The organism is Flavobacterium xizangense (assembly GCF_054075145.1).
The window spans coordinates 1166911-1179408 of the sequence record NZ_JBSIPG010000001.1 but is presented as its reverse complement, the minus strand read 5'-3'; the positions used below and the strand labels follow the sequence as shown (position 1 = coordinate 1179408).

General features: G+C 33.5%; 11 protein-coding genes. 4 read left to right on the top strand and 7 right to left on the bottom strand.

What is annotated here, in order from left to right; translation table 11 throughout:
• The first annotated feature begins 12 nt into the window (after nt 1-12).
• Nucleotides 13-2061, top strand: coding sequence for a M16 family metallopeptidase (locus ACWA1B_RS04965; protein ID WP_456904719.1), 2049 nt, complete (start codon nt 13-15; stop codon nt 2059-2061).
• A gap of 153 nt (nt 2062-2214) precedes the next feature.
• Here ACWA1B_RS04965 and ACWA1B_RS04960 read toward each other — a convergent pair whose 3' ends face one another.
• Nucleotides 2215-2676 carry a hypothetical protein gene (locus ACWA1B_RS04960; RefSeq protein WP_456904718.1) on the bottom strand — a complete coding sequence of 154 codons (462 nt, stop codon included), beginning with the start codon at nt 2674-2676 and terminating at the stop codon, nt 2215-2217.
• Nucleotides 2677-2729: 53 nt separating this feature from the next.
• Nucleotides 2730-3596, bottom strand: coding sequence for a DMT family transporter (locus ACWA1B_RS04955; protein ID WP_456904717.1), 867 nt, complete (start codon nt 3594-3596; stop codon nt 2730-2732).
• A 100-nt stretch (nt 3597-3696) separates the two neighbouring features.
• Here ACWA1B_RS04955 and ACWA1B_RS04950 point away from each other — a divergent pair, with 100 nt between their 5' ends.
• Nucleotides 3697-4074, top strand: a complete 378-nt coding sequence (locus ACWA1B_RS04950; protein ID WP_456904716.1) for a heavy-metal-associated domain-containing protein — start codon at nt 3697-3699, stop codon at nt 4072-4074.
• 56 nt (nt 4075-4130) lie between these two features.
• Here the strand turns inward: ACWA1B_RS04950 and gldD are convergent, their stop codons facing one another.
• Genes gldD through mutY form a run of 4 tightly spaced genes read right to left on the bottom strand, consistent with a single transcriptional unit; the run spans nt 4131 to nt 7535 of the window.
• A complete protein-coding gene (gene gldD, locus ACWA1B_RS04945) occupies nt 4131-4691 on the bottom strand; it encodes a gliding motility lipoprotein GldD (RefSeq protein ID WP_456904715.1) in 561 nt (186 codons plus the stop codon).
• 1 nt (nt 4692) lies between these two features.
• Nucleotides 4693-5988, bottom strand: a complete 1296-nt coding sequence (locus ACWA1B_RS04940; protein WP_456904714.1) for a gliding motility-associated protein GldE — start codon at nt 5986-5988, stop codon at nt 4693-4695.
• Nucleotides 5989-6011: 23 nt separating this feature from the next.
• Nucleotides 6012-6452, bottom strand: a complete 441-nt coding sequence (locus ACWA1B_RS04935) for a single-stranded DNA-binding protein (RefSeq protein WP_026983816.1) — start codon at nt 6450-6452, stop codon at nt 6012-6014.
• A 36-nt stretch (nt 6453-6488) separates the two neighbouring features.
• The gene (mutY, locus tag ACWA1B_RS04930; protein WP_456904713.1) at nt 6489-7535 is read right to left on the bottom strand and encodes an A/G-specific adenine glycosylase; all 1047 of its coding nucleotides are present in this window, start codon (nt 7533-7535) and stop codon (nt 6489-6491) included.
• A 140-nt stretch (nt 7536-7675) separates the two neighbouring features.
• On the opposite strand from mutY, the gene ACWA1B_RS04925 reads away from it, so the two are divergent.
• Nucleotides 7676-7966, top strand: coding sequence for an HU family DNA-binding protein (locus tag ACWA1B_RS04925; RefSeq protein ID WP_007805026.1), 291 nt, complete (start codon nt 7676-7678; stop codon nt 7964-7966).
• A gap of 396 nt (nt 7967-8362) precedes the next feature.
• Nucleotides 8363-9907 carry an Rne/Rng family ribonuclease gene (locus ACWA1B_RS04920; RefSeq protein ID WP_456904712.1) on the top strand — a complete coding sequence of 515 codons (1545 nt, stop codon included), beginning with the start codon at nt 8363-8365 and terminating at the stop codon, nt 9905-9907.
• Nucleotides 9908-10085: 178 nt separating this feature from the next.
• Here the strand turns inward: ACWA1B_RS04920 and pbpC are convergent, their stop codons facing one another.
• Nucleotides 10086-12461, bottom strand: coding sequence for a penicillin-binding protein 1C (gene pbpC / locus ACWA1B_RS04915; RefSeq protein ID WP_456904711.1), 2376 nt, complete (start codon nt 12459-12461; stop codon nt 10086-10088).
• Between the last annotated feature and the right edge of the window lie 37 nt (nt 12462-12498).

The following is a 12498-nucleotide window of genomic DNA, read 5'->3' as shown; positions in this document are numbered from 1 at the left end:
AAGTATCGAATCATGAAAAAAATATATCCTTTTTTAATCCTTTTTTTCCTAACAGGAATTATGATAGCACAAGATCGTCCACAACCGAAACCAGGAAACGCCCCAGTAGTCAACATTAAAAAGCCGCAAACTTTTGTGTTGGCAAACGGCATGAAAGTTTTAGTTGTCGAAAACCATAAATTGCCAAGAGTTAGTTTCAATTTAACATTAGACAACGCCCCTTTTACCGAAGGCAACAAAAAAGGTGTTGACGAATTGACCAGTAGTTTAATTGGAAACGGAACCAAAAAAACAACTAAAGAAGCTTTTAACGAAGAAATTGATTTCTATGGAGCAAACATCAACTTTACCTCACAAGGTGCTTTTGCAAGTTCGCTTTCTAAATATTCTGGGCGCGTTTTAGAGCTTTTGGCAGAAGGCGTTTTACAGCCCAATTTTACTCAAACTGAATTCGACAAAGAAAAAGCAAAATTGATTGAAGGATTAAAAGCAGAAGAAAAAAGTGTTCCGGCAATTGCAAATCGCGTTGTTGATGTTTTGGCTTTTGGAAAAAATCATCCTTCTGGAGAATATCTTTCTGAAGAAACGGTAAAAAATGTAACTCTTGATGATGTTCAGACAAATTACAATACATATTTCGTTCCGGAAAATGCTTATTTAGTTGTTATAGGAGATGTAAAATTTAAAGATGTAAAAACCTCAGTTGAAAAACTCTTTGGTGGGTGGAAAAAACAGTCGGCTCCAAAAAACACCTACCCGAATCCAGAAAACGCTTCTAAACTTCAAATTGATTTTGTAGATGTTCCAAATGCCGTTCAATCCGAAATTTCATTGGTAAATACGGTAAACTTAAAAATGAGCGATCCTGATTTTTTCCCTGCTGTAATTGCAAATCAAATTTTAGGTGGCGATTTCAATAGTTATCTGAACATGAATTTACGCGAACAACATGCTTGGACATATGGCGCAAATTCAAGCATTGGAGCCAGTAAATATGTTTCTAAATTCAAAGCTTCATCAGCTGTTAGAAACACAGTTACTGATAGCGCTGTTGTTCAATTTATCAAAGAAATCAAAAGAATCAGAACTGAAAAAGTTTCTGAAGATGTCTTGAAAAATGTGAAAGCCGGATATATTGGGCGTTTTGTAATGCAGGTTGAAAAACCTCAGGCTGTTGCGCGTTATGCTTTAAATATCGAAACAGAAAAACTTCCTGCTGATTTCTATGAAAAATACATTCAAACCATAAATAATGTAACGGCCGATGATATTTATCGTGTTGCAAACAAATATTTCCTACTTGACAATATGAGAATTGTTATTGTTGGAAAAGGTTCTGATGTAATTTCAGGTATCGAAAAACTTCAAATTCCGATTTATTATTTTGATAAATACGGAAATCCGGTTGAGAAACCTGCAACTAAAAAAGAAGCTCCTGCAAGTGTTACAGCAAAAACAGTTTTCGAAAATTATATTAAAGCAATTGGAGGCGAAAAAGCAGTCACTTCAGTAAAAACACTTTATATGAATGGAAGTACAACGATTCCGCAAGCTCCTACTCCACTGACTTTTACTTCAAAATTGGATTCAAAAGGCAAAATGATGGTTTCGCTTGCTATGGGAACCATGAGTTTGATGAAACAAGTTGTAAATGAAAAAGGCGCTTATATTGAGCAACAAGGTCAGCGCAAAAATTTAGAAGGCGATGATTTAAAAGAAATGAAAGCAAATGCTGCTCCTTTTGAAGAACTTCAATTAGTAAAAAGAACTGATTTAAAAGTTGATAACATCGAACCTATAAACGGAAGTGATGCTTATGCAATTAAAAACGGCAAAACAACTTATTTCTACGATATTAAATCTGGATTAAAAGTGGCAGAATCTAAAGTTCGCGAGCAAGGCGGAAAATCGGTTACGCAAATCACAAACTTCAATGATTACAAAGAAGTAAAAGGTGTAAAAGTTCCTTTTAATTTAATTCAGAATGTAGGTTTTGAATTGGATATCAAAATGTCTGATATCAAAATAAATGAAGGAGTTTCTGATGCAGATTTTCTTTAAGAGATGCTAAGATTCTAAGACATTAACTTGCTAAGGTTTCTTTTCTAGTAGGCTTCGCCAAAGGTTTAAACTTTGACGAAGCTTTTTCTTTTTTTATTTTGAAGCGGAAAGACTTTTATTAAAACTACAACTTACAGCAACTTTTTTAGCGCCCTATTCAGTTTTTATATAATTTATAAATTTTCTGAAAAGCATTTCTTCTTGACATCTGTAAATAAACCAAAACCATAAAACAACAACAACTGGAATTAAAAAAACACTCCAGAATGGTGTTTTATTACCACTCAAAAACGAAACGATAAATGTAAGCGTTGGCAAAATTGCAGCAAAATAAAGTTCAACGCGGAGTTTAGTATTCAAATCGATTTTGGTTTTTCCATTTTTTAATTCTGTCAACTTTCCAAAACCTTTTATTCCCTCAAAATATCCAGGATTGGAATTGAGAATAAAAGTTCCTAATGAAATTTTCGAGAGAATTTTAAAATCATTTTCAGAAATCCATTCAAATCTAAATTTTCGGTCTGTGCCAATTTGAATTTTTTCTTTTAATTCAGCGATTGAGCCGTTGAATTCTATTGATTCTTTCAAAAGTAATTTTTCAATTAACTCTTTCATATTTTTTTCGAAAATAATTGATTTAAAATGCAATGCATACCCTCAACTTGAATCTACTTTTTAGCCGACAAATAAACTCCAATCAAAATAATAAATGCTCCAAAAAACTGAATTGGGGTCAGCATCTCATTATCTAACAACCCCCAGAAGAAAGCAACAATCGGAATTAAATAAGTAACAGAAGTTGCAAAAACAGGAGAAGATATTTGGATCAATTTAAAGAACAAAACATTTGCAATTCCGGTTCCTAAAACCCCTAAAATCATTACAAAAAATATGGAATGCTGTGTGATATCCATATTTATTCTTTGAGAAATATCGGTCGTGCTTAAAATAATTAATGCAGGCAAAAGCAAAACCATAAAATTTCCAGTTGTAATACTTAGCGAATTCAAATCAGACAAATACTTTTTAATCAAATTCACATTTATTGCATAACAAAGCGTTGCAATTACAACCAAAACCACATAATAGTAATTTTGTCCCGGATGCGCTGATGCCCCGCTCAAAACCAACAAAAGGCAGCCAACCAATCCAACAAAAACGCCTAATACTTGTCTTTTTTGAAACTGAATTCCGAAAATGAGAATTCCTAAAACCAATGTATTTAAGGGCGTAAGTGAATTTAAAATCGCTACAATTGAACTGTCAACTTCCGTTTCTGCAATAGCAAAAAGATAAGCTGGCGTAAAGGTTCCGAAAAACGAAGTTATGGCAACAAATTTCCATTGGCGAAGCGAAATTTTCTTCAAACTTCTAAATCCAATAATCAACAAAAATAAGGCTGCAAAAATAATTCGGAAAGATCCAACCTGAATTGCGGTTAAACCAACCAATCCTCTTTTAATTAAAATAAAAGAACTTCCCCAAATAAGAGAAAGAACTAACAAATACGCCCACTTTAATTGTTTTGCATCCATAAACACCATTTTACTGCAAATTTGTACTATTTTTACGAACTGACCTCTTGAATTTTATTAATTTTACAACAAACATATTGACAATTTAAAAATCATAAATATGAAATTCACTAAAATATTCGCATCACTAGCTATTGCCGGTTTAGTATTCGTTAGCTGCAAAAAAGAAGAAGATAAAAATTTGGCTAACATAAAACCATTAGAAACAACTTCAAAAGAACACAAAGCAATTGCTGCCGAAAACGTACAAACAGCAAGTTTCGAAATTGAAGGAATGACTTGCGCAATGGGATGTGCCAAAACTATTGAAAAAGAATTATCAAATCTTGATGGCGTTGAAAAAGCAACTGTTGATTTTGACAAAAAAATAGCAACTGTAACTTTTGACAAAACGATTCAAAATGCTGAATCTTTGACAAGAGTTGTCCAAGGAACTGGAGACGGGAAAACATATAAAGTTTCGAATTTTAAATCTTAAATTCTCAAATCATATAATTAAAAAGGCGTTCAAATTGAGCGCCTTTTTAATGTCTTTTATTTCCATTTTATCGTTTCCATCAAACGCTGCATATCATTTTTGATATAACTCACAGCCGGCATAACCGAATCAAAATTAGGTTTTGCATAAAAATAAACCGAACCAATTAAAAAGTGTTTCGTACTGTCTGTAACGTAAAATTGTGAGTTTGTAGCTGCATTACCATCAACTTGATAAAACATTCCGTAAACCTTTTTTTCTTGATTTAAATAAGGCTGTTCTAAAATATCATCAGCTTTGATAACATGCTCGTATGTTAGTTTTTGAGCATCTTTTAAAAGCTTATTAATATCTCCGTGAACAGGTTTATAAGTCAGGTAAATTGTAGCTTTCATTTTTGGATACGTAATCGCAAATCCGCAATCTTTTTCACCTTTAATAATTGCCGCTTCATTCATATCAAAAACAAAGGGGCAAGTATTTTCAAAATGAACATATTTTGCTTCCGGATAATCCAAACGCAGAAAACTTGCCGGTTTTGGCAATACATCGTCTTTACAACTTACTACCGTTAGAGTCAGTAAAATTACTGCCGTTGAAATTATCTTTTTTAACATCTTAATCTATCGTTACTTTTATTTGCTTTATACGCTTTTTATCAACGGTTTCTATTGTAAAAACACAGTTTTCGAAAGCTATTTTTTGGTCTTTTTTCGGAAAATTCCCTAAAATTTCCAGAATAAATCCTGCCAATGTTTCGGCTTCGCCTTTTTGCTCATCAAAAACATCTTCATCAACATCTACAATTCTGTAAAAATCTTTCAAATTGATTTTTCCTTCAAATAAAAAATTCTTTTCATCAATCTGCGAGAAATTCAGATTTTCATCATCAAACTCATCACTAATATCTCCTACTATTTCCTCTATTACATCTTCTAATGAAACCAATCCAGATGTACCGCCATATTCATCAACTACTATTGCCAAATGGCTTTTAAGGCCTTGAAAATCTTTCAACAGATTGTCCAGTTTTTTATTCTCTGGAACAAAAAAAGCTTCCCTCATTAAAGCGGTCCAATCAAATTCCTCTTTATCAATATGAGGCAATAAATCTTTTACGAATAAAACGCCTTCAATCTGATCAATATTATCTTTATAAATTGGAATTCTTGAAAATCCCTTTTCTATTATTTTAGGATAAATTTCTGCGAATGTTTCTGAAATTTCCAAAGCAAAAATATCAATTCGCGGACTCATAACTTGCTTCGTATCTGTATTTCCAAAAGAAACAATTCCCTCTAATATTTTTTGTTCTTCGGTTGATGTTCCTTCAGAATCTGTAAGTTCCAAGGCTTGCGAAATCTGATTTATTGAAAAACTGTTTTTCTGCTTTCCCAATTTACGCTGCAAATATAAGGTAACAGCGCGCATCGGCAAACTTATTGGCGAAAGTAATTTATCTAAAAAAGCGATAGGATAAGCAACACGTTTTGCAAATTTTAAATTGTTTCGGCTGGCGTAAACCTTCGGCAATACTTCTGCAAATAATAATATCAGAAAAGTGACCAAAACTACTTCTAAAAAGAATTTAAAAGCAGGCGAAGTGATATGAGAAAAAATATTTCTGCCAATAAACGAAAAGAGAATAACAACCCCGATATTCAGAAAATTATTAGCAACTAAAAGCGTTGCCAGCAATTTCTTTGGCTTATCTAAAAGATTTGAAATGATTTTTCCTTTGGAGAGATTTTCGTTCAGAGCTTCATCAATATCTTTTTGAGACAAAGAAAAAAGAGCGACTTCGGCGCCTGAAACAATGGCTGATAAAAACAGCAAAATAAATATTCCGACAAAACCAATTATTAAATTGATGTCTAAAGTTGTAGATAAAAGTAAACTGGGCTCTGGGTCCAAATTAAAAAAGATTAGTTAAACAATCAGAAAGGCAAGTCGTTTATAGGCAAGCTTTCGTTTGAAGCGTCAAAGTTAGTATTTTTTGCCGATTCCTGATCCTGATGTGGCTTATGATTTCCGGTTTCTTTTTTGGTTGTCAGGAAAGTAAACTCTGTAACCTGAATTTCTGTAGTATATTTTGTCGTACCGTCTTCTGCCTGCCATTGACGGGATTTTATACGTCCTTCGACATAAATTTTATCCCCTTTTGATAAATATTTTTCACAAATTTCAGCAGCTTTGTTGCGTACAACTAAATTATGCCACTCTGTAGAAGTTATTTTTTCATTAGTGGTTTTATTAATGTAAACTTCATTTGTAGCTAACTGAAAACGTCCTATGCAGTTTCCTCCATCAAAATAATGCATTTTTACATCATCACCTAAATGGCCAATTAGCATCACCTTATTTAATGTTCCGTTCATAGTTTTTGGTAGTATTTCTCCCAAAGATACATTTTTTTAGCAATTTATTTCTTGCTTTTCAATAAAATTATAAATCACAATTGGAAAAGGAAACGTTTTTAACTCACTGGAACTCAAACCATTCTCTATTTTAGAATTAATTTTAACCTTCCAGAACTGTATATGAAGGTGTTGGTGCGAAAGTTTGTGAACAACAGTAGTTTCTGCGCATTCTTCTATGCCTATAATAGTATAGGAAGGAAAAATGTCTTTTTGTGCCACTTTTGATATTGTTTCAAAACCCACAATTTCGTCCGTTTCCAAAAGAGGAAATTCATATAAATTATGCCAAATTCCTTTAGCCGTTCTTTTTTGGATTAATGTATTGCCAAGAACATCTTCTAAAACCAAATAATTAAAGTAACGATTTGTGACTTTTGTCTTTTTCAATTTTACTGGCAAGTCAGCCACTTTCTTTTTTTGTAATGCGGCACAGCTTTCGTTAAAAACACAAACCATGCAATTAGGACTTTTCGGCACACATTGCAAAGCACCAAATTCCATTATGGCTTGATTAAAGATTGCGGCGTTGTCTTTCGGCATTAATTCATAGGCTAATTCGGTAAACTCTTTTTTAGTCGCCGGCAAAGCAATATCAGACTCTATATCAAAATACCGCGAAAGCACTCTGAAAACATTTCCATCAACAACAGGAACAGCTTCATTATAAGAGAAAGAAGCAATTGCAGCGGCAGTATATTCGCCTACTCCTTTTAATTGCAACAAGCTTTTATAATTTTCCGGAAAAACGCCATTTAGTTCATTTGCCACATATTGAGCTGTTTTATGCAAATTTCGAGCACGAGAATAGTATCCTAATCCCTGCCAAAGTTTCAAAACTTGCTCTTCTGAAGCATTTGCCAAATCAAAAACAGTAGGAAATTCCTTTGTAAATGCAAAAAAATAAGGCATTCCTTGAGCAACACGAGTTTGCTGAAGCATAATTTCTGAGAGCCAAATCAGGTAAGGATCGGCCGTTTTACGCCATGGCAAATCACGTTTGTTTTGTAAATACCAATTTATCAGTACGTTATAAAAATCCATTGAAAAATACTTAGAAAACAAAAGTAAATGTTTATGTAATTAAAATTTAACGAATTAGCTTGATTAATTATTTTTTTAATTCCTATATTTGCAAACTCAAAAAAATAGTACATCATTTATAAAATAAAATAGGAAAGAAAATGACGAAAGCAGATATCGTAGCGAAAATTTCAGAGAAACTTGGTCTTGAAAAAGGAGATGTTCAAGCAACAGTAGAAACTTTTATGGAAGAAGTTAAGACTTCATTAGAAACTGGTGACAATGTTTACCTAAGAGGTTTCGGAAGCTTTATCGTTAAAACAAGAGCTGAAAAGACTGGTAGAAACATTTCTAAAAACACAACTATCAAAATTCCAGCACACAACATCCCTGCGTTTAAACCTGCAAAAGTTTTTGTAGAAGGAGTAAAAACGAACAACGAAGCAAAATAATACTATTAATTAACATAAAATCTGACACGATATGCCAAGTGGTAAAAAAAGAAAGAGACATAAGGTAGCTACTCACAAACGTAAAAAAAGAGCGAGAGCTAACCGTCACAAAAAGAAAAAGTAGTTTTAAACTACTTTTTTCTTTTTAAAAGTTCATTGAAATTGAAAAAAGATGAAAGAGAAAAAAAAATAGAATATAGACAACAAAAAGTCTATTCTCTTTACTCAATTCTCTACTAATCTTCTTTTCACCGGGTTAATACCTGTTAAAAATATTGTTTAATCCATCTGTAGATAAGATTTTAGATTTTAGATTTCAGATTTTAGATTTTGTTAAAAGTCTATATTCTTTGCTCTTTTTTCTATTTTCTGAAAAAACAGATAAAAATTTACAGTGTGAATAAAGAATTAATCATTAGATCTAGTTCTGAAGCAGTAGATTTTGCCTTATTAAAAGATGGAAAACTAATTGAATTACACAAAGAAGAAGAAAAAAGCAACTTTCAGGTTGGTGATATTTTTATTGCCAAAATCAGAAAACCAGTTGCAGGACTTAACGCTGCTTTTGTGAATGTTGGCTTCGAAAAAGATGCCTTTTTACATTATCACGATTTAGGTCCAAATCTAGCTTCCCAACTGAAATTCATAAAACTTGTAAGCGCAGGTAAAATAAAAGATTTCTCCCTAAAAACCTTTCAGTTTGAAAAAGAGATTGACAAAGATGGCATCATTACTGATATTTTAAGTGCCAATCAATCTGTCTTAGTTCAAGTAGTTAAAGAACCTATATCGACCAAGGGGCCAAGAATAAGTGCTGAGCTTTCTCTTGCCGGAAGATTTATCGTTCTAGTTCCTTTTTCTGATCGCGTTTCTATTTCTCAAAAAATAGAAGACAAAAAAGAAAAGGATCGTCTAAAAAAACTTGTTCTATCGATCAAACCTAAAGGATTTGGTGTTATTGTTCGTACAGTAGCCGAAGGCAAAAACGTAGCCGAATTAGAAAAAGATTTGCAGAACCTGCTTGGCAGATGGTCTGCAATGTGTAAAAAATTACCAACTGCTCATCATCCATCGAAAGTATTAGGAGAGCTTAACAGAGCTTCTTCAATATTAAGAGATGTATTTAATGATACCTTCAGCGGTATTCAAATAGATGATGAAGAGTTGTACCACCAAACGAAGGAATATCTGCAAGAAATTGCACCTTCAAAACAATCGATTGTTAAGTTTTATCAATCAAATGACACTCCGATTTTCGAGAAATACAATATAGAGAGACAAATCAAAACTTCTTTTGGCCGAACTGTTTCTATGAGTAAAGGTGCTTATCTTATCATTGAACACACTGAAGCGTTGCACGTTATTGATGTCAACAGCGGAAACCGTTCAAACAAAGCTACCAACCAGGAAGACACAGCCATGGAAGTGAATATGATTGCCGCTGCAGAAATCGCAAGACAACTTCGTCTGCGAGATATGGGCGGAATTATCGTAGTTGATTTTATCGATATGTCTAATCCAGAAAACAGGAAAGTTTTGTTCGACTTCTTGCGAGAAGAAATGAGCGACGATAAAGCAAAACATAAAATATTACCGCCAAGTAAATTTGGACTTGTTCAGATTACAAGACAGCGCGTAAGACCAGAAGTTAATATCAAAACCAGAGAAGAAGATCCTAACAAAGTCAATGGCGAAATTGAAGCGCCAATATTAATAATTGACAAGATCACCTCTGACTTAGAAAGAATTTTAAAAACCCACAATAAAGTTGTGCTTAATACGCACCCATTTGTGGCTGCATACCTCAGTAAAGGTTTTCCATCATTACGTTCAAAATGGTTTTTTGAACATAAGAAATGGGTGAAAATCATACCTCGTGATGCTTACACGTACTTAGAATACCATTTCTATGATAAAAAAGGAAATGTTATTTCAGAATAAAAAAACAAAACCGCCTTTCGTAAAATTGGCGGTTTTTTTGTGTCTTTTTTTTAATACCCACGAATTCACGGATTTTTTTTCCAATATTTCTGAAAACTAATGTCACCCTGAGCGAAGTCGAAGGGCACTCCAATTGGCATGCGTGGACTTCGACTTCGCTCAGCCTGACAATCGGTTATTATTCCCTCACAATTTCAATTTTTCTTCTAATCTCATTTCCAGAAGCATCTACAACTGTAATGTAATGCGCTCCTGTTGTTGGTGTAATGGGCAGTTCATGAAAAGTTTTTGTTGTTGCTTTATAAACATCATCAACATACCAAAACAATTCTTTATCTCTTTCAGAATATGCTACTTTTAAAATTACAGGCTGAACATTACTGTTAAAATCTTTCGTTAAATAGATTTTACTGTTTGCTTTTGGATAAATAAAATCCATTGTGATGGTTTGTGTTCCTTCACAACCTTCTTTAAATGGCGGTAAAGGCAAATATTCAATATGTTGGCTTTTGTAATACCAAGCCATAACTGGAGGCAGAACAAACCAATTTTTAGTCACAATATTATCTATACTTTCACAGCTGCTATTAACCTGAAATTGTTCCGTCTTATCTAAATGAATGGCTTTATGATACGGACAAATTTTAGTCGATTTTCCTTTTTTAGTAATCAATTGCTTGATTTTTGGACAATTATCTTTTGCCAAATAACCGCTCAAACGGCAAACCTCAACCTCGGCTAAATCCTTATACGGAGTATCAAACCATCTTTGTCTTGGCAATAAATTAAAAACATCGAATAAAATTGGTGCGGCACTTGTAACTCCAGTTAATGTAGGGCGTCCTTCTCCGGTTGCATTTCCAACCCAAATTCCTACTACATATCTTGAATTAGTTCCAATAGCCCACGCATCCCTATTCCCAAAACTTGTTCCTGTTTTCCAGGCAATTTTAAGGGAACTGTCGTAAAACTTCCAGGCTTCATCTCCTTCAGGTCTATTGACTTCTTCCATTGCATTGTATGTCAACCAAATTGACCCTGCACCTAGAATGTTTTTTTGATCCGTTTCTGATCCAAAATCAGGTTTAAAATTATTTTTATAATTGAGTTCTGCAAATTCATTAGTTCGATATTTACCATTGTTTCTATTGAAATAATTAACTGTAGAAGAAAGATTTGCATAGGCTCTACATAAATCCCACAAATTACTTTCAGCACCACCCAAAATAAGCGATAACCCATAATGGTCTGGTGTTTTGTTGATGTTCTTTAATTTGAATTTCTGCAATTCTTCGTAAAATTTATTTACGCCAAAATCCTGCAACATCAAGACTGCAGGAATATTTAATGACCTTGATAATGCCCGATGTGCCGGAACTGCTCCATCAAAAGTAAGATTAAAATTTTGCGGTGTATAACCTGAAATTTGCGTTGGAATATCAGCAATTAAAGTATTTGGGAGTAATTCGCCGTCATCAAGCATCGCTCCGTATAAAAGTGGTTTTAAAATACTTCCTGTACTTCTTGGCGCATCTATTATATCTACATCTTTTTGATGATCTGCATCTGCTGGAGAATTTCCAACGTAACTTATTACATTTCTGTTTTGAACATCTATTACCAAAATAGCCAGATTATGAACTTCATTTTGTTTGTATTGATTATAATAATATCTCGCAATTTGATTTACGCGATTTTGTAAGGCATAATCAATTGTCGTTTTTACTCGTGTTCCTTCTTCATTTTTAGCTACTCTCTGCAATAAATGAGGCGCAATTTGTGGTAGATTGTACGGTTTTTGAGGAAGAGGTTCTTCTATTGAAAGTTCGTAAGTCTGCTTATCAATAATTCCTTCCTGATGCAATTTTAACAACAATCGGTTTCTTTTGTTCAGTAATTTTATCTGATTTTTTCCAGGATAAATTAAACTAGGCGCATTTGGCAATACAGCCAAAACAGCATTTTCTGCCCAAGATAATTGATTGGCCTGAACACCAAAATAACGCCACGAAGCCATTTCTAATCCAACGACATTTCCTCCAAATGGCGCGTGTGCGGCATACATTTCGAGAATTTCATTTTTAGAATAGCCTAATTCTAATCGGGTAGCGAGAATAATTTCTATCAGTTTTTCAAAATACGTTCTGTTTTTTCCTTTTCGCGAAAGCCTAATTACTTGCTGTGTTAAGGTGCTTCCTCCTCTAACTACTTTTCCAGCTTTTCTGTTTTGTTTAAAGGCATTTATCATCGCTCCGGGATTGAAGCCAGGATGTTTGTAGAAATATTCGTCTTCAAAATAAACAATACATTTTTTGAATTTATCAGGAACACTATCTTGTGCCGGAAAACGCCATTGCCCGTCACGAGCGATTTTAGCCCCGAGCAATTCTCCTTCTTTGCTTTCAATCACAGTTGAATAAGGTTCTTTGAACAAAGTTCGTGGTATAGAAAAATAGTAAATCAGCAAAAGCAGAAATGCAATTGCCGATTTAATTTTGTTTCTTTTTATCCAGTTTATAATGCGTTGTAAAAACGCTATAAGTTTATTTTTCAACGTAGTAATTATTTAACCGCAAAGGCGCTAAGTTACC